Below are 18491 nucleotides of genomic sequence, written 5' to 3'. Positions count from 1 at the left end.
CCGGCCGAAACGGTGTTCCATCATCTGGACCATTGCCATCAGCCGGGTGGATGGTGATCCTGGTGCTCGTGGCCGGTGATGCGGAGCGGTACCCGTCCGACGACCGGATCGATCTCGCCCGCCGGTCCGCATCCTGGAACGTCGTGCACGCCGCCGACCCGCGGGACGATCCGCCCGGCACACAGAGCGTGCTGCGCGCGCTGACGCTGCTGGACCTGGTCGCGGTGATGGCCCGCGACCGCCCCGCCGGGGTGTCGCTGTCCGAGCTGGTCCGCACCAGCGGACGCCCCAAACCCAGCGTGCACCGCGCGCTCGCGGCGCTGGTGCACGCCGGCTACGTGGAGCAGGAGCAGCCGACCGGGCGGTACCGGCTCGGCTTGCAGGCAGCGGTGCTCGGCGAGCTCGCGGACCGGGGCGCCGACCGGCTCGGCGACGCCGCGACCGACCCGCTGATCCGGCTCGCCGAGTCGTCAGGCGACACCGCGTTCCTGACCGTCCGACAAGGCAGCTACGCGCTGTGCACGCGGACGCAGGAGGGCCCGGGGCCGATCCGCAACAGCGCGCTCGCCGTCGGCGACCGGCATCCGCTCGGGATCGGGGCGGGCAGCCTCGCCGTCCTCTCCGCGCTGGACGACGACGAGGTGGCGACCGTGCTGCGGGCGCACGCGGGCGCCCGGATCCGCTATCCCCGCTACGACGACGCGACCCTGCTCCGGCTGGTGGCGCGGACCCGCGCCGACGGTCACGCCCTCAACGACGGGCTGTTCGTACCCGGCTCGTGGGGGGTCGGTGTGGTGCTGCGCGACCGGGCCGGGCGCCCGGTGGCCGGCCTGAGCATCGCGAGCATCGAGCAGCGGATGGGACCGCGCCGGCGCGCGGAGCTCGCGGCGGAGCTGCACCGGTGCGCCCGGGAGATCGAGGACCGGGCCTGCCGGTGAGCGGTGCCGCACTCGCGGCACCGCCCCCGGTCGGCTACTCGCCCTCCAGGTCGCCCTCCGACTCCAGATACGCCTGCCGGAGCGCCTCCAGGGTGGCGGGCTCCGGCGACTCCCACAGGCCCCGGTCGACGGCTTCGAGGAGCCGCTCGGCCATCCCGTGCAACGCCCACGGGTTGGACTCGGTCAGGAACTTGCGGTTGTCCGGGTCGAGCACGTACTCGGCGGTGAGGGTCTCGTACTGCCAGTCCGCGATGACTCCGGTGGTGGCGTCCCAGCCGAACAGGTAGTCGACCGTCGCCGCCATCTCGAATGCGCCCTTGTACCCGTGCCTGCGCATCGCCGAGATCCAGCGCGGGTTGACCACCCGGGCCCGGAACACCCGTGCGCTCTCCTCGTGCAGGGTCCGGGTCCGGACGGCCTCCGGGCGGGTCGAGTCGCCGACGTAGGCCTCCGGCGCCTTACCGGTCAGCGCGCGCACGGTCGCGACCATGCCGCCGTGGTACTGGTAGTAGTCGTCGGAGTCGGCGATGTCGTGCTCGCGGGTGTCGATGTTCTTCGCCGCCACCGCGATCCGCCGGTACGCGTTCTCCATGTCGTCGCGGGCCGGCACCCCGTCGAGGCCGCGGCCGTAGGCGTAGCCGCCCCACGTCGAGTAGACCTCGGCGAGATCGGCGTCGCCCCGCCAGTCGCGCGAGTCGACCAGCTGCAGCAGGCCGGCACCGTAGGTGCCCGGCTTGGACCCGAAGATCCGGGTGCGGGCCCGGCGGCCGTCACCGTGCCGCTCCGCGTCGGCGAGCACGTGCGCACGGACGAAGTTCTGCTCGGCCGTCTCGTCCAGCTCGGCGACCAGCTTCACCGCGTCGTCGAGCAGGGCGAGCACGTGTGGGAACGCGTCCCGGAAGAACCCGGAGATGCGCACCGTGACGTCCACCCTGGGCCTGCCCAGCTCCTCGAGGCCGATCACCTCGAGATCGCGGACCCGGCGCGACGCGTCGTCCCACACCGGGCGGACACCGAGCAGCGCGAACACCTCGGCGACGTCGTCGCCTGAGGTCCGCATCGCGCTGGTCCCCCACACCGACAGGCCCACCGAGCGCGGGTACTCGCCGTGGTCGGCGCGGTAGCGCTCGACCAGCGACTCGGCCATCGCCTGCCCGGTCTCCCAGGCCAGCTTCGACGGGACGGCCTTCGGGTCGACCGAGTAGAAGTTCCGGCCGGTCGGCAGCACGTTGATCAGCCCGCGCAGCGGGGACCCGGACGGTCCGGCCGGGATGAAGCCGCCGTCGAGGGCGTGCAGCACCCGGTCCAGCTCCTGCGCGGTGGCGTCGAGCCGCGGGACGACCTCGTCCGCGGCGAAGCGCAGCACCGACTCGATCGCCGCCGGGTCGGCACCGGGCAGCGCGGCGAGACCCTCCGGACCCCCGGCCGCCGCACCACGAGCGGGCCGCTGGTCCGAACCCGTGTCACGATCGGCCGGCTCCGGGGAACCGAGGTGCTCGGCGACGACCCCGGGGGCGGCATCGGCGGACCAGTCCGCGGCCTCCATACCGGCGACCAGCGCCCTCGCCACCCCCTCGACGGTGTCGGTGCGGGCGTTGGTCTCGGAGCCGTCCTCGACCAGCCCGAGTGCCTGGCGCAGCCCGGGGACGGACTGCTCGCCGCCCCACATCTGCCGGGCGCGGAGCATCGCCAGCACCAGGTCGATCCGCTGCTCGCCGGCCGGGGCGAGTGCGAGCACGTGCAGCCCGTCCCGGATCTGCACGTCCTTGATCTCGCACAGCCAGCCGTCGACGTTCATCAGCATGTCGTCGAAGACGTCCTCGTCCGGGCGCTGCTCCAGGCCGAGGTCGTGGTGCATCTGGGCCGCGGTCATCAGCGTCCAGATCTGCTGCCGGATCGCGGGCAGCTTCGCGGGGTCGAGCGCGGAGATGTTGGCGTGCTCGTCGAGCAGCTGCTCCAGCCGGGCGATGTCGCCGTAGCTCTCGGCGCGGGCCATCGGCGGGATCAGATGGTCGATCAGGGTGGCGTGCGCCCGTCGCTTGGCCTGGGTGCCCTCCCCCGGGTCGTTGACCAGGAACGGGTAGATCAGCGGCAGGTCGCCGAGCACGGCGTCGGTACCGCAGGACGCCGACATGCCCAGCGTCTTGCCCGGCAGCCACTCCAGGTTCCCGTGCTTGCCGATGTGCACGATCGCGTGCGCGCCGAAGCCGCCGTCGGTCTCCGGGGCGGCCAGCCAGCGGTACGCCGCCAGGTAGTGGTGCGACGGCGGGAGGTCCGGATCGTGGTAGATCGCGACCGGGTTCTCGCCGAACCCGCGCGGCGGCTGCACGATCAGCGTCACGTTCCCGCTGCGCAGCGCGGCGACGACGACATCGCCGGAGTCGGTGTAGAGCGTGCCGGGCGCCTCGCCCCAGTGCTCCTCGACGCCCTCACGGAAGTCCTGCGGGAGCGTCTCGAACCAGCGCCGGTACACCTCGCCGGAGATCCGGATCGGGTTCCCGGCGAGCTTCTCCTCGGTCAGCCAGTCCGGGTCCTGTCCGCCGGCCTCGATCAGCGCGTGCATCAGCGCGTCGCCGTCACCGGACTCGACGCCGGGGAAGCCGGGCGTACCGGGATCGGCGATCCGGTAGCCGGCCTCGGCCATCGTGCGCAGCAGCGCGACCGTCGACGCCGGGGTGTCGAGCCCGACCGCGTTCCCGATCCGGGCGTGCTTGGTCGGGTACGCCGACAGCATCAGGACGATCTTCTTCTCGGCGTTCGGGATCCGGCCGAGGTTGGCGTGGTTCACCGCGATCCCGGCGACCCGGGCGGCCCGCTCGTGGTCCGGGACGTAGACCGACAGGCCGTCGCCGTCGGTCTCCTTGAACGAGAACGGGACGGTGATCAACCGGCCGTCGAACTCGGGGACGGCGACCTGGGTGGCGACGTCGAGCGGGGACAGCCCGTCGTCGTTGGACTCCCAGGTCTCCCGGGAGGAGGTCAGACACAGGCCCTGCAGGATCGGGACGTCGAGCGCGGCCAGCTCGGTGACGTCCCACTCCTCGTCCTCGCCGCCCGCCTGCGCGGACGCCGGCTTGGTGCCGCCCGCGGCGAGCACCGTGACGACCATCGCGTCGGCGCCGCGCAGCGTGTCCAGCAGCGCGGCCGGGGCCTGGCGCAGCGAGGCGCACCAGATCGGCAGCGGGGTCGCGCCCTTCGCCGCGATCGCGTCGCAGAGCGCCTCGATGTAGGCGGTGTTCCCGGCCAGGAACTGCGCCCGGTAGAAGAGCACCGCGACGGTCGGCCCGGTGTCTGTTCCGGTCTCTGTTCCGGCGGCGGGTCGCTCCAGCACGCCCCACTCGGGCAGCTCCACCGGCGGCTCGAAACCCTCGCCGGTCAGCAGCACCGTGTCGGACAGGAACGCGTGCAGCTGCCGCAGGTTCTCGGTACCGCCCTGCGCCAGGTAGCTGTGCGCCTCCGCGGCGACACCGGCGGGCACGGTGGAGAGCTCCATCATCTCCGCGTCCGGCGCCATCTCACCGCCGAGGCAGACCAGCGGCGTGGACCTGGTCCGCAGCAGGTCCAGGCCCTCCTCGAAGTAGCGGTAGCCGCCGAGCACCCGGACGACGACGACGTCGGCCTCGTCGGCCATCGCCCCCAGCTCGTCGAGCAGCACCCGGTTCGGGTTCGCGAGGCGGTAGTCGGCCTCGCCGGCACGGGCGGAGAGCAGGTCGGTGTCCGAGGTGGACAGGAGAAGGATCACCGGGCGGTCCCGGTGCGGGGTGTGCGGGCGCGCGTCATCGGCGGACCTTCCTCGGGATCCTCGTCCCGGACGGAGGGGGCGCGGCGGATGGGCCCGGTGTCTGGCTGCCCCCGCGGAGGCCCGCGGGGGTCACAGTGGCGGGACCGCGCCGGACTCGCACCGGCTTCCTGGTCCCACCCGCCGTCTTCGGTTGTCCGATCACCTTCCGCAACGGGCCGGTCCCACGTCAAGCGAGGCCGCACCGCCGTGGCGCTCGGCACGGGTGCCGCCGGTCACCCCGTCGCCGGGCAACGGTCGGCGAGTCCCGGACAAGACCTGGACAGTCTCGAACAAGCCCGGTGCTGCCCGGCTCGGGCACTGTCGTCGCCGACGCAGCGTTCCCACCACCAAGGAGCAGCGATGACGACGACCGACGACAGGCCGACGAGCACCACGGTGCGGGCCGCCTGTCCCCAGGACTGCCCCGACACCTGCGCGATGCTGGTGACGGTCGACGGCGACGGCAAGGCCACCTCGGTCGTCGGCGACCCGGACCACCCGTACACCAACGGCGGCCTCTGCGTGAAGGTCAACAACTATCTGGACCGGGTGTACGACCCGGGCCGCGTGCTGTTCCCGATGCGCCGGACCGGTCCCAAGGGCAGCGGCCGCTTCGAGCGGATCACCTGGGACGACGCCGTCACCGAGATCGCCACCCGGTTCAAGGCCATCGCCGACGAGCACGGCCCCGAGGCGATCATGCCGGTCAGTTACCTGGGCACCCAGGGCATCCTGAACGGTCTCAACGTCGGTGACCCGTTCTTCGCGAAGCTGGGCGCCACCGTCGCCGAGCGCACCTACTGCGACTCCGGTTCCTGCACCGCCTACGCGATGACCATCGGCGACACCGCCGGGGTGGACCCGGAGAGCCTCGTGCACTCCACGTTCATCCTGGTGTGGGCCTGCAACATCATGAGCACCAACCTGCACCTGTGGCCCTACATCGCGAAGGCCAAGAAGAACGGCGCGAAGGTCGTGGTCGTCGACCCGATCCGCACCCGCACCGCGGCCGCCGCCGACCAGCACATCGCGATCCGCCCCGGCACCGACGGCGCGCTCGCGCTGGCCATGGCGCACGTGATCATCGCCGAGGGCCTCACCGACGACGACTACATCGCGAACCACACCGTCGGCTACGACGAGTTCGCCGAGCGCGTCTCCCGCTACACCCCCGAGTGGGCCGAGACCGAGACCGGCGTGCCCGCCGACACCATCCGAACCCTGGCCCGCGAGTACGCCGGTGCGCAGCCGTCGGTCATCCGGATCGGCGTCGCCGTCGAGCGGCACGCCGGCGGTGGCCAGACCGTGCGCGCCCTGTCCTGCCTGCCCGGCCTGGTCGGCGCCTGGCGCAAGCCCGGCGGCGGCATCCTGCAGCTGCCGCTGTGGGCGTTCCCGGTCAACTGGGGCGCCTTCATGCACCCGGAGATGCTCACCCCCGGCACCCGGGTGATCAACCAGTACCGGCTCGGTGCCGCGCTCGCCGGTGACCTGCCCGCCGGCCCGCCGATCAAGGGCCTGATGGTCTACAACTCCAACCCGGTCGTCACCACGCCCGACCAGGACCGGCTGATCAAGGGCCTGGAGAGCGAGGACCTGTTCACCGTCGTGTCGGAGCAGTTCATGACCGACACCGCGGAGTACGCCGACATCGTGCTGCCGGCCACGACGCAGCTCGAGCAGGACGACATCATGTTCTCCTGGGGCCACCTGTACGTGACCTACAACCACCAGTCCATCGAGCCGCTGGGCGAGGCCGTCCCGAACACCGAGATGTTCCGCAGGCTCGCCGCCGCGATGGGCTTCGACGACCCGGTCTTCCAGCGCACCGACGAGGAGATGATCGCCGAGGCGTTCGACTGGTCCCACCCGCACATGGAGGGGATCACCGTCGAGTCGCTGAAGGAGCAGGGCTGGCAGCGGCTCAACGTGGCCCCGCCGGAGGCCTACGCCCCGCACGCCGAGGGGAACTTCCCGACGCCGTCGGGCAAGGCCGAGTTCGTCTCCGCCGCCGCGGCGGGCGGCAACTTCGTCGTCCCGCTGTTCCGGCAGGGTTCCAACGACCACCAGCCCGGCCAGCCCGTCGACCCGCTGCCGCACTACATCCCGCCGCGCGAGTCCGCGGCCGCGGACCCCGAGCTCGCCGCCCGCTACCCGCTGAACCTGCTCACGCCCAAGTCGCACGCGTTCCTGAACTCCAGCTTCGCCAGCCACGAGTTCCACCGCCGCGTCGCGAACGAGCACACCCTGATCGTGCACCCGGACGACGCCGCCGCCCGCGGCATCACCGAGGGATCGCCGGTGCGGGTGTTCAACGACCGGGGCGAGTTCACCGTCGTCGCGTCGCTGCAGGACACCGTGCCGCTCGGGGTCGTCGTCAGCCCGATGGGCGGCTGGCGCAAGAACTCCAAGGCCGGCGCCACCCTGGCCGCGGTCAACCCGACCGTGTTCGGCGACCTGGGCAACGCGCCCACGTTCTCCGACACCCTCGTCGAGGTCGAGACCGCCTGATCCGCACGGCCCGGCCGGATCGCCCTTCTCGGCCCGGCCGGGCCGTGCCCCACCACGACCGTCCACATCGGAGGAATAGCCGTGGCCTACGTCGTCACCGATGCCTGCATCGACGTGCAGGACCGAGCCTGCATGGAAGAGTGCCCGGTCGACTGCATCTACCCGGGCGAGCGGATGATGTACATCCACCCCGACGAGTGCGTCGACTGCGGCAAGTGCATGCCGGCCTGTCCCAGCGAGGCCATCCACTGGGAGCACAAGATGCCCCCGGAGCAGCTGGAGTTCGTCGACGCCAACGCGGTGTTCGTGCGCGAGCAGGGCTTCTCCGGCGGCGGCGAGGACGCCGACCCGGCCGACGGCGACCACCCGCTGGTCGCGCAGCGGAAGCCGCGATGAGCGGCGAGCTGGCGGCCGATCTGGTCGTCGTCGGCGCCGGACCGACCGGGCTCTACGCCACCTACTACGCGGGCTTCCGCGGGCTGTCCGTGGTCGTGGTCGACGCCCTGGACCAGCTGGGCGGGCAGATGTCGGTGCTCTACCCGGAGAAGCCGGTGTTCGACGTCGCCGGCTTCCCCCGGGTCCGGGCGCAGGACCTGGTCGACTCCCTGGTCGAGCAGGCCGCGCCGGCCGAACCGACCTACCTGCTCGGGCACGACGCCGTGGAGCTGGAGCAGTTCGACGACGGCGTCGCCGTCACCACCGACCGCGGCGTGCGGATCCGGGCGGGCGCGCTGCTGATCACCGGCGGGATGGGCCGGTTCACCCCGCGCCCGCTGCCCGCCGGTGGCGACTACGCCGGTCGGGGCCTGCGCTACGCGGTGCCCCGCCCGGCCGAACTCACCGGCCGCGACGTGCTGATCGTCGGCGGCGGGGACTCGGCGGTGGACTGGGCGCTGTGCCTGGAACCGCTCGCGGCGTCGGTGACCCTGGTGCACCGCCGGGACGCCTTCCGGGCGCACGAGCGCAGCGTCACCGAGCTGCGCGCGTCGTCGGTGCGGCTCCTGACCCCCTTCGAGGTGCACGACGTGCGCGGCGACGAGCGGGTGGCCGAGGTCGACGTGTCCGGCCCGGACGGCGTGCAGACCCTGCGGGTCGACGAGATCGTCGCCGCGCTCGGTTTCAAGGCCGACCTGGCCGCCCTGTCGAGCTGGGGGATCGGGATGAGCCGGCGGCACATCGCCGTCGACCGGTCGATGCGCACGACGCTGCCGCGGGTGTTCGCCGCCGGGGACATCACCGACTTCGAGGGCAAGGTCCGGCTCATCTCGGTCGGGTTCGGCGAGGCCGCGCTGGCGGTGAACAACCTGGTCCCGCTGGTGCGCCCGGACCTGCCGGTCGTGCCCGGTCACTCGAGCGACGCGGCATGAGCACCCCGGCCGCGGATCCCGGCGGCGGGTGGGCGCCGGGCAGCGTCGGCGCGGCGATGATCGGCTGCCCGAAGATCTGCGGGCGCACCACCACGGTGCACCAGGCGCGCGAGGCGCTGCGCGACGACCACGTGCACGCGCTGCTCGTCGTCGACCGCGGGCTGCTCCTCACCGTCGTGGAGCGGGGTGACCTGCTGGGGCAACCCGCCGCGGCTCCGGTCCGCCGGCTGGGCACGGTGGCCGGCCGGACCCTCGCGCCCGGCGCCGACGCGGGGGCCGCCCGGGAGACCATGGCGGCCCGCGGGCAGCGCAGGCTGGCCGTCGTCGACGACCGCGGCGGGTTGCTCGGGCTGTTGTGCCTCAAGAGGTCCGGCACCGGGTTCTGCACCGATCGCGGGGTGCGGGAGCGGGCCGCGCAGCGACGGGTGACCCGACATCCTCACATCGGAGCAACATGTTCGTGACCGTGACATGTCATCCTGCGGTATGGCCCTCGTCACGATCGACACCACCACCGTGGGCGAGGCCGACCGGTTGGACTTCTGGCGGGACACGGTCTGCGACCAGTTCGTCGCTCTGGATGTGACGCCCTCCACCACCGGTCTGGTCTCCGGACGGGTCACCGCTGCGTCGGTGGCCGGGACGCACCTGCGACGGATCTCCTCGGTACCGCACCGCTTCGAGCGGACCACCCGCCAGGTGCGGGCGGCCGACGAGGACTACCTGCAGATCGCGCTGGCCCGCCGCGGCCGCACCCTGGTCGTGCAGGACGGCCGGGAGGCGCTGATCGGCCCGGGCGACTTCGTGATCTACGACAGCAGCAGGCCGTTCACCTTCGTCACCACCGACAGCTTCGAGTACCAGGTGTGCCTGCACCCCAAGGGGGCGCTGCCGCTGTCGGCCGCGGAGACCGCCGAGATCACCGCACGGGTCTTCGACGGGCGCCGCGGCATCGGCGCGATGCTGCCGCCCCTGCTGTCGTCGCTGGACCGGGCGATCGGCGACGACCTCCCCGACGTGGCACAGGACGCGGTGGCCCGGACCATCGGCGACCTGTTCGTCGCGCTGGTCCGCAGCATGGTCCCCGCCTCCGCCTCGGCGAACCTGCACGTCGCGCGGGCCCGCGCCCACATCCGCGCGCACGTCGCCGACCGGGATCTGGACCCGGCCTCGATCGCGGCCGCCTGTGCGATCTCGGTCGGCCACCTGCACAAGGTCTTCGCGGCCGAGTCCACCACCGTCGGCTCGGTCATCCGCGAGGAACGGTTGCAGGGGGCCTGGCACGAGCTCCGCCGCGACGACCTGGCGCACCTGGGGATCGGGGCCATCGGGGCGCGCTGGGGGATGCCCGATGCGGCGGCGTTCAGCAGGGCGTTCCGGGCTCGGTTCGGGAGCGCACCCAGCAGCCACCGGACCCGGACGGCCTGACCGCCCGCGCCGCGGCAGCGGCCGGTGCCGGCGGCAGCAGCGGGACTGTGCGCCCGGCGCGCATCGGCGCCTGCCGCCTGCCGATCATGTCGCGACGGCCCTGTCCGGACGGCCAGGTCGCGACGGTGCTCTCCCGACGGCCCTGTCCGAACGGCCAGGTCGCGACGATGCTCTCCCGACGGCCCTGTTCCGACGACCCTGTTCCGACGGCGCTGTCCCGACGGCGCTGTCCCGACCGCTCTGTCCCGGCCGCCCTGTCCCGATAGTCCGTCACCGGACCGGACGAACCCGGGGGCCTTCCGGGTGAGCCACCGGTGCGTCGCGGCGGCGCGCGGAGCCGGGGCACCGACCCTGGACGCCGCGTCCGGACCCGGTCGCCGGACGCCCCGGAGGTGGCCCCGTGCCCGTGCACCCGACCCCGCCCGGCATCCCCCGTCGTCGGCTGCTCGGTACCGCAGCGGCGACGCTGCTCGCCGTCGGCCTCGTCGTGACCGCGGCACCGGCCGCGCTCGCCGCACCGGCAGCCGGCGGCCCGCTGACCGACCGGGCGTTCGTCGGCGTCTCGGTCGCCACCGTGTGGACCTCCCCCACCAGCCCCCGTGAGATGGACCGGTCCGCCGTCGCCGCGCCGGCCGACCCGGCGGACTGGCTCGGGTCGATGACCGCGGCCGACCGGCGCGAGCTGACCACCGCGTCCCGCACCCAGACCCAGGTCCTCTACGGCGCGCAGGTGCAGGTGCTGGAGCGCCGCGAGGGCTGGACGAAGATCGCGGTGCCCGGTCAGCCCAGCGCGAAGGACGCCCGCGGCTATCCCGGCTGGGTCCCGTCCGCGCAGCTCACCACCGGTGCGGCGTTCGCCGGGCTGCTCGAAGCACTGCCCGCGGGCACCGTCGACGGGGTCGCCACCACCTGGCTGTACAGCGAGGAGACCCGCACCGACCGGCTCCGCGAGATCAGCGCCGGCACCCGGCTCCCGGTCCTCGCCGGTGACTCCGGCGGCGTGCAGGTGTCGCTGCCCGACGGTGGCACCGCCTGGGCCGACGCGGCGCACCTGCGGATCGGCGATCCGGGCCCGGCCTCCGGGGAGGACCTGGTCGGCACCGCCCGGCTGTTCCTGGAGCGGCCCTACCTGTGGGGCGGCCGCTCCGGGTTCGCGCCGGACTGCTCGGGGCTGACCGGACTGGTGCACGAACTGCACGGGATCACGATCGGCCGGGACGCCTCCGACCAGGCGACCGCCGGCCGGGCCGTCGAGCAGAACGACCTGCGGCCCGGTGATCTGCTCTTCTGGAACTCCCCCGCCACGCACGTCGCGATCTATGCCGGCGACGGGCGGATGATCGAGGCCTTCGACGCGTCGACCCCGGTGCGGATCACCCCGGTCCGGTTCGACGCGACGTACTCCGGGGCACGCAGGCACCTGCCCGACCCGGCGTGACCCGGGGCGCGACCGCCGTGTGACCGATACCGCCACGCCGCGCGCAGGCCCCGCACCCCCGGGTGTGCCTACAGTGACCGGCGTGCCGACGACCGCCCGTACCCGCGCCGACGCCTGCCCGGGCGTCGTGTCGCCGCATCTCGCGGCGGACGGTGCGCTGGCCAGGGTCCGGTTGCCCGGCGGCGTGCTGGCCGCGCCCGCGCTGCGGGTGGTGGCGACGCTCGCCGAGGCCGCCGGGGACGGGTCGGTGCATCTCACCTCCCGCGGGAACCTGCAGCTGCGCGGGCTCGACCCGGCCGATCCGCGGCCGGTGCAGCTGCTCGGCGCCGCCGGGCTGCTGCCCTCCACGACCCACGAGCGGGTGCGGAACATCCTCGCGTCGCCGCTGTCGGGGATCACCGGCGGACTCGCCGACCTGCGGGGGTCGGCCGCCGCGCTGGACCGCGGTCTGTGTGCGCGTCCGGGGCTCGCGCGGCTGTCCGGCCGGTTCCTGTTCGCCCTCGACGACGGCCGCGGCGACGTCGCGGGCGAGCGGCCCGATGTGTGCTGGCGCGCGACCGGGGCCGACGACGGCGAGCTCCTCGTCGCCGGGACCGGCACCGGCCTGCGCTGCTCCCGGGCGGGTGCCCCCGCCCTGCTGCTGGACGCAGCGGAGGCGTTCCTGACCCTGGACGCCGGCACCTGGCGTGCCGCCGAGCTCGACGACGCCCCCACCCGCATCGGCGCGATCCTGCGCCGCCGGGCGACGCCCGGCGACGGCCCACCCGCGGCACCCGGCGACGAGCCGGCCGCGGTCGGATCACCCGGCGACCGGCCGACCGTCGACGGGGCACCTGGCGATGGCTCACCCGGCGACGGGGCACCCGCTCTCGGATCACCCGGCGACCGGCCATCGGGGGTCGGGGACCTCGGCGGCGGCGCGCTCGGGGTGGCCCCGGTGCTCGGGGAACTGTCGTCCGCGCAGCTGGCCGCCCTCGCCGGTGCCGCACCGGAACTCATCGTGACGCCGTGGCGCACCCTGGTGCTCCCCCGGCCCGCCGCCGATGCCCCGGCCCGGCTGCGGGCGGCCGGGCTGGTCACCGACCCGGACCATCCGGCGCTGCGGGTCAGCGCCTGCGCGGGCGCACCGGGCTGCGCGAAGTCCCTCGCCGACGTCCGCGCCGACGCCCGCGAGCTGATCCGGCACGGCACCGGGAGACCGGTGCACGTCGTGGGCTGCGCCCGGCGCTGCGGCGCCCCGCACACCCCGCACGTCGACGCCGTCGCCACCGGCCCGGGCAGTTACCGGCTCGACGGCGAACCGGGCACGCTCGTCGCACCATCGCAGGACCGACCGAGGAGCATCCGCTGAGCGGCCACGACTACATCACCGACGGCGCCGAGATCTACCGGCGCTCGTTCGCGACGATCCGCGCCGAGGCGGACCTGACCGGATTGCCGCCCGGGATCTCCGACATCGCCGTGCGGATGATCCACGCCTGCGGTCAGGTCGACCTGACCGCCGACATCGCCGCATCGGACGGGCTGGTCGACGCCGCCCGGCAGGCGCTGAAGGCGGGCGCCCCGATCCTCTGCGACGCCATGATGGTCGCCTCCGGGGTCACCGCGGCCCGGCTCCCGGCCGGCAACGAGGTGCTCTGCCTGCTCCGCGATCCACGCGTCCCGGACCTCGCGCAGCGGATCGGCAACACCCGCTCCGCCGCCGCGCTGGAGCTGCTCGCGGACCGGTTCGACGGCGCCGTCGTCGCCGTCGGCAACGCCCCGACCGCGCTGTTCCACCTGCTCGACCTGATCGACCGGGGCGCGCCGCGCCCGGCCGCGGTGCTCGGCATCCCGGTCGGTTTCATCGGCGCCGCCGAGTCCAAGCAGGCCCTCGCCGCCCGCACCGACCTGGAGTACCTGGTGGTGCACGGCCGCCGCGGCGGCTCGGCGATCACCGCCGCCGCGCTGAACGCGCTGGCCCACGAGCAGGAGATCATCGCGTGAGCAGCGCCGACCCCACCACCCCGAGTGCCGGCACCCTCTACGGTGTCGGGCTCGGCCCCGGCGATCCCGAGCTGACCACGATCAAGGCCGCCCGGCTCGTCCGCGACGCCGACGTGATCGCCTACCACTCGGCCCGGCACGGCCGCTCCATCGCCCGCCGGATCGCCGAGCCGCACCTGTCCGGCACCGCGATCGAGGAGGCCCTGGTCTACCCGGTCACCACCGAGACCACCGACCATCCCGGCGGCTACCAGGGTGCGATCGACGAGTTCTACACCGAGGCCGCCGCCCGGCTGGCCGCACACCTCGACGCCGGCCGCGACGTCGTGCTGCTCGCCGAGGGCGATCCGCTCTTCTACGGCTCCTACATGCACATGCACAAGCGCCTCGCCGGCCGCTACCGCACCGAGGTCGTGCCCGGTGTCACCTCGATCAGCGGGGCCGCCGCGGCGCTGGGCCGCCCGCTCGTCGAGCGGGACGAGGTGCTCACCGTGCTGCCCGGCACGCTGCCCCGCGCCGAGCTGGCGCGCCGGCTCGCCGACACCGACTCGGCCGCCGTCATGAAGCTGGGCCGTACCTTCGGCACCGTGCGCGACGCGCTGGCCGACGCCGGGAAGCTCGATCGCGCGCACTACGTGGAGCGGGCCACCATGGAGGCCCAGCGCACCGGCGCCCTCGGCGACGTCGACGCCGGTGACGTGCCCTACTTCGCGATCGCGCTGGTGCCCGGTGACATCGCCTCGTCGGTGCCCGACCAGGAGAACGACGACCACCGGATCGCCCCCGATCCGGCCGATCCGGCGTCGGTGCGCGGGCCGGGCGAGGTCGTCGTCGTCGGGACCGGGCCGGCCGGGCGGGACTGGCTGACCCCGCAGGTCGCGGCCGCGCTGTCGGTCGCCGACGATCTCGTCGGGTACGGGCCCTATCTCGACCGGGTGCCGCCCAACCCGCGGCAGACCCGGTACCCGTCGGACAACCGGGTCGAGGCGCAGCGCGCCGCGCACGCGCTGGACCTGGCCGCGTCCGGTCGTCGGGTCGCGGTTGTCTCGGCCGGTGACCCGGGGGTGTTCGCGATGGCCGCCGCGGTGCTGGAGGTCGCCTCCGAGCAGAAGTACCGCGACGTCGCCGTCCGGGTGCTGCCCGGGCTGTCCGCGGCGCAGGCGGTGTCCGCGGCGGTCGGTGCTCCGCTCGGGCACGACCACGCGATGATCTCGCTGTCGGACCGGCTCAAGCCGTGGGACGTCGTCGCCGCCCGGCTGCGCGCCGTGGCGGCCGCGGACCTGGCGATCGCGATCTACAACCCGCGGTCGAAGGCCCGGCCGTGGCAGGTCGGCGCGGCCCGCGAGGTGCTGCTGGAGCACCGCTCCCCGGACACCCCGGTGGTGCTGGGCCGCGACGTCGGCGGCGCCGGCCAGCGGATCACCGTCACCACGCTCGGCGAGCTGGACCCGGAGCTGGTGGACATGCGCACCCTGGTGATCGTCGGCTCGTCGACCACCCGGGTCGTCGAGCGCGGCACCGGACCGGTCGTCTTCACGCCCCGCCACTACGAGACCGGGACGACCACCGGCTGAGCCGCTACCGTCCCCGCTGACGGTGGCGCGGAAGGACGCGGGCGATGACGACGACGGTGCACCGCCTGGGTCCCGACGACTGGGAACTTGCGCGGGAGGTCCGGCTCGCCTCGATCCGGGAGGAGCTCGGCGCGGACAGCGCCTTCCTCCGGGAGCTGGCCGCTATGGAGCAGGCGGCATGGCGCGGGGTACTCGCCCGGCACGTCCGGTTCGCCGCACAGCACGACGGACGGCCGATCGGGACGGTGTGCTGGCGCCCGTCCGACGAGCCGGACGAGGGCCTGCTGCACGGGATGTGGGTGTGCCCCACGGCCCGCGGCACCGGGCTCGCGGGCAGGCTGGTGGACGCCGTCGTCGCCGTCGCCGGTGAGCACGGCAGGCACCGGCTGTCGCTGAAGGTGGAGCCGGGGAACGCACGCGCGCTGGCGTTCTACACGCGAACCGGTTTCCGGGTGGTCCCCGGAGAGGGCGGCGCCGCCGCGCTGGTGGTGATGACCCGGGACCTGCGCCGGCCGTGACCGCGGCGATGCGACGATCACCGGTGATGCGCATCGAGGATCTCGACACCCCGTTCCTCGCCGTCGACGCCGGCGTGCTGGAACGCAACCTGACCGACGGCGCGGACCGGGCCCGGCGGCGCGGCCTCGCCTGGCGGCCGCACGCCAAGACGCACAAGTGCGTGGCGGTGGCCCGCCGCCAGCTCGCGCACGGCGCTACCGGCCTGACCCTGGCGACCGTCGGGGAGGCCGAGGTGTTCGCCGCGGCCGGCGTCGACGACCTGTTCCTCGCCTACCCGGTGTGGGCGGCCGGTGGCCGGGCCGACCGGTTACGCGCGCTGGCCGGGCGGGTCCGGCTGCGGATCGGGGTCGACTCGGCCGCCGGCGCGGACCGGCTCGCCGCGGCACTGCGCGGGGCCCCGGCGCAGGTGCTGATCGAGATCGATTCCGGGCACCACCGCACCGGTGTCGCCCCCGGCGACGCGGGTGGTCTCGCCGCGGGTGCGCAGGCGGCCGGGCTGGAGGTGGCCGGGGTCTTCACCTTCCCCGGGCACGCCTACGCCCCCGGCGCGCGCGCCACCGCGGCCGCCGACGAGATCGCCGCACTGTCCGCGGCGGCGGCCGGTCTGGCGGCCGCCGGGATCGAGCCGCTGGTCCGCAGCGGCGGGTCCAGCCCGACCGAGAACCTGTCCCCCGAGCTCCCCGACCGGTGGGCGCCCACCGAGACCCGGCCGGGGGTGTCGGTGTTCGGCGACGCCCAGCAGGTCGAGCTGGACGCCGCCGGGTTCGACCGGTGCGCCCTGACCGCCGTCGCGACGGTCGTGCACGCCCGCCCCGGGCACGCCGTGCTGGACGCCGGCAGCAAGACCCTCGGCGCCGACCGGGCGCCATGGGCGTCCGGCCACGGACGGCTGCCCGAGCACCCCGGCGCCCGGGTCACCGCGCTGTCCGAGCACCACGCCACCGTCGCGTTCGGCGACGGCGACGGACCGGTCCCGGAGCCGGGCAGCCGGGTGCGGGTGCTGCCCAACCACGTGTGCACGGCGGTGAACCTGGCCGATCATCTGGTCGTGGTCGACGGCGGGGAGACGGTCGTCGACCGCTGGCCGGTCGACGCGCGCGGGGCGAACACCTGATGCGGGCGGTACGGGTCACCGCCTTCGGTGCCGCGCCGGAGCTCGTCGAGCTGCCCGATCCGGTACCCGCGCCGGACGGCGTCGTCGTCCGCGTGGAGGCGACCGGGCTGTGCGCCAGCGACCGGTTCGCCTGGCTCGGTCACGACGACGGCGTCACGCTGCCGTTCGTGCCCGGCCACGAGCTGGCCGGCCGGGTCGTCGCGACCGGGCCGGACGTGCGCCGGATCCGGATCGGCGACCGGGTCACCACGCCCTTCGTGTGCGGCTGCGGCGACTGCCCGCAGTGCCGGGACGGCCGGTCCCAGGTCTGCCCGCGCCAGCAGCAGCCCGGCTTCACCCACGACGGCTCGTTCGCCGAGCTGGTCGCGCTGCGCCACGCCGACCACAATCTGGTCCCGCTGCCGGACGGGACCGACGCCGGTGGTGCCGCGCTGCTCGGCTGCCGGGTCGCCACCGCCTACCGGGCGCTCACCGGGCGCGGCGGGGTCCGGCCCGGCGACACCGTGCTGGTGATCGGGGCCGGCGGCGTCGGGCTGGCCGCGGTGCTGGTCGCGGCGACACTGGGGGCCGAGGTCGTGGTCGCCGATCCGGCACCGGCGGCCCGGGCCAGGGCCGCCGAGCTGGGCGCGGCCGGCACGCTCGATCCGGCCGAGGGCCCGGAGCGGGTGCGCGAGCTGATCGGCGACGGCGGTGCCCGGGTGGCCGTCGAGTCCGCCGGGCGGGCCGAGGCACTCGCGTTCGGGATCCGGGCGCTGCGCCCGCACGGCGTGCTGGTGCAGGTCGGCCTGCTCACCGCCGAGCCGGTCGTCCCGGTCCCGGAGATGATCGCGAAGGAGCTGGTGCTGGCCGGCAGCCACGGGATGGCCGCGGCCGACTACCCGGCGCTGGTGGAGCTCGTCGACAGCGGGCGGCTCGATCCGGCCCGCCTGGTCACCCGGCGGATCCCGCTGCCCGATGCTCCGGCGGCCCTGGCCGCGCCGCCGGAGCCGGGCTCGCTGACCGTCGTCCTGCCCTGAGCGCCGCTCGCTCCGTGCCGCTCGCTCCGTGCCGCTCGCTCTGTGCCGCTCGCTTCACGAGTGGTGGTCACAGCAACAGCGCGATGGCCCGCCCGACGGTGTCCGTGCCCCGCACCCCGGGCGGCAGCCCGGGCCGGTCCACGACCACCACCGTGATCCCCCGCTCCCGCGCCGCCACCAGCTTCGCCGCGGTCGCGTCGCCTCCGGAGTCCTTGGTCACCAGCACGTCCGGGCGCACCCCGGCCAGCAGCTCCCGCTCGCTGTCGAGGGTGAACGGGCCACGGTCGAGCAGCAGCGTGTGTCGTCGTGGCAGCGGCGGGCCGGGCGGGTCGACCGACCGGATCCAGAAGGCCGCGTCGAGCGCCGCGAACTCCGCGAGGCCGCCGCGGCCGGTGGTGAGGAGCACCCGGCCGGACGGTCCGGGCAGCAGAGCGGGCAGTGCGGCGGCGGCCGCGGCGACCGAGCCGACCCGGTGCCAGCGGTCCCCCGGCCCGGCCGTCCAGCCGGGCCTGCGCAGCACCACCAGCGGGGTCCCGGTCGTCGCGCAGGCGGCGGCCGCGTTGGCCGTCATCGTCGCGGCGAACGGATGCGTCGCGTCCAGCACCGCGGACACCCGCTCGGCACGCAGGTACCGGGCGAGGCCGTCGGCGCCGCCGAAACCGCCGATCCGCACCTCGCCGTCGGGCAGCCGGGGGCTGCGGACCGCCCCGGCCAGCGACGAGATCACCCGGACGCCGTCGCGGGCCGCCAGCTCGGCCGCCGCCGCCCGGCCCTCGGTGGTGCCGCCGAGTACGAGCACCGTGTGCGGACCGGTCACGGGCC

15 protein-coding genes and 1 riboswitch are annotated in these 18491 nt (G+C 74.7%); of the genes, 13 read left to right on the top strand and 2 right to left on the bottom strand.

What is annotated here, in order from left to right:
• Positions 1-50: 50 nt before the first annotated feature.
• Complete coding sequence (locus Pdca_RS13520; RefSeq protein ID WP_085911454.1) at positions 51-938, top strand: IclR family transcriptional regulator; 888 nt, start codon at positions 51-53, stop codon at positions 936-938.
• Positions 939-972: 34 nt separating this feature from the next.
• On the opposite strand, the gene cobN is transcribed toward Pdca_RS13520, so the two are convergent.
• The gene (gene cobN / locus Pdca_RS13515) at positions 973-4680 is read right to left on the bottom strand and encodes a cobaltochelatase subunit CobN (protein WP_085911453.1); all 3708 of its coding nucleotides are present in this window, start codon (positions 4678-4680) and stop codon (positions 973-975) included.
• A gap of 96 nt (positions 4681-4776) precedes the next feature.
• Positions 4777-4848: riboswitch (cobalamin riboswitch) on the bottom strand.
• Positions 4849-5079: 231 nt separating this feature from the next.
• Between cobN and Pdca_RS13510 the strand changes: the two genes are divergently transcribed.
• The 12 genes from Pdca_RS13510 (at position 5080) to Pdca_RS13455 (ending at position 17669) form a co-directional block, all read left to right on the top strand.
• A complete protein-coding gene (locus tag Pdca_RS13510; protein ID WP_085911452.1) occupies positions 5080-7227 on the top strand; it encodes a molybdopterin-containing oxidoreductase family protein in 2148 nt (715 codons plus the stop codon).
• A gap of 132 nt (positions 7228-7359) precedes the next feature.
• Complete coding sequence (locus tag Pdca_RS13505) at positions 7360-7623, top strand: ferredoxin family protein (RefSeq protein WP_428842056.1); 264 nt, start codon at positions 7360-7362, stop codon at positions 7621-7623.
• Complete coding sequence (locus Pdca_RS13500) at positions 7620-8594, top strand: NAD(P)/FAD-dependent oxidoreductase (RefSeq protein ID WP_085911450.1); 975 nt, start codon at positions 7620-7622, stop codon at positions 8592-8594. Before Pdca_RS13505 ends, Pdca_RS13500 begins: the two co-directional genes overlap by 4 nt.
• Positions 8591-9058, top strand: coding sequence for a CBS domain-containing protein (locus Pdca_RS13495; RefSeq protein ID WP_085911449.1), 468 nt, complete (start codon positions 8591-8593; stop codon positions 9056-9058). The genes Pdca_RS13500 and Pdca_RS13495 overlap by 4 nt, the downstream gene beginning before the upstream one ends.
• 22 nt (positions 9059-9080) lie before the next feature.
• Entirely contained in the window at positions 9081-10022 is a 942-nt protein-coding gene (locus Pdca_RS13490; protein WP_085911448.1) for a cupin domain-containing protein, read from the top strand.
• Positions 10023-10422: 400 nt separating this feature from the next.
• Positions 10423-11460 carry a C40 family peptidase gene (locus Pdca_RS13485; protein ID WP_085911447.1) on the top strand — a complete coding sequence of 346 codons (1038 nt, stop codon included), beginning with the start codon at positions 10423-10425 and terminating at the stop codon, positions 11458-11460.
• A gap of 82 nt (positions 11461-11542) precedes the next feature.
• Positions 11543-12811, top strand: coding sequence for a nitrite/sulfite reductase (locus tag Pdca_RS13480; RefSeq protein ID WP_085911539.1), 1269 nt, complete (start codon positions 11543-11545; stop codon positions 12809-12811).
• On the top strand, positions 12781-13446 hold the full coding sequence (locus Pdca_RS13475; RefSeq protein ID WP_085911538.1) for a precorrin-8X methylmutase: 666 nt from the start codon (positions 12781-12783) through the stop codon (positions 13444-13446). Before Pdca_RS13480 ends, Pdca_RS13475 begins: the two co-directional genes overlap by 31 nt.
• A complete protein-coding gene (locus Pdca_RS13470) occupies positions 13443-15020 on the top strand; it encodes a precorrin-2 C(20)-methyltransferase (RefSeq protein WP_085911446.1) in 1578 nt (525 codons plus the stop codon). Before Pdca_RS13475 ends, Pdca_RS13470 begins: the two co-directional genes overlap by 4 nt.
• A gap of 44 nt (positions 15021-15064) precedes the next feature.
• Complete coding sequence (locus Pdca_RS13465) at positions 15065-15538, top strand: GNAT family N-acetyltransferase (RefSeq protein WP_085911445.1); 474 nt, start codon at positions 15065-15067, stop codon at positions 15536-15538.
• A 26-nt stretch (positions 15539-15564) separates the two neighbouring features.
• Positions 15565-16653, top strand: coding sequence for an alanine racemase (locus Pdca_RS13460; RefSeq protein ID WP_085911444.1), 1089 nt, complete (start codon positions 15565-15567; stop codon positions 16651-16653).
• The gene (locus Pdca_RS13455) at positions 16653-17669 is read left to right on the top strand and encodes an alcohol dehydrogenase catalytic domain-containing protein (protein WP_085911443.1); all 1017 of its coding nucleotides are present in this window, start codon (positions 16653-16655) and stop codon (positions 17667-17669) included. Before Pdca_RS13460 ends, Pdca_RS13455 begins: the two co-directional genes overlap by 1 nt.
• Before the next feature lie 67 nt (positions 17670-17736).
• Here Pdca_RS13455 and Pdca_RS13450 read toward each other — a convergent pair whose 3' ends face one another.
• A complete protein-coding gene (locus Pdca_RS13450) occupies positions 17737-18486 on the bottom strand; it encodes a cobalt-precorrin-6A reductase (RefSeq protein ID WP_085911442.1) in 750 nt (249 codons plus the stop codon).
• Positions 18487-18491 lie beyond the last annotated feature (5 nt).

Origin of the sequence: Pseudonocardia autotrophica (assembly GCF_003945385.1) — a bacterium.
Taxonomy (GTDB): Bacteria; Actinomycetota; Actinomycetes; order Mycobacteriales; family Pseudonocardiaceae; genus Pseudonocardia; species Pseudonocardia autotrophica.
This window is presented reverse-complemented; position numbering and strand designations above follow the sequence as displayed.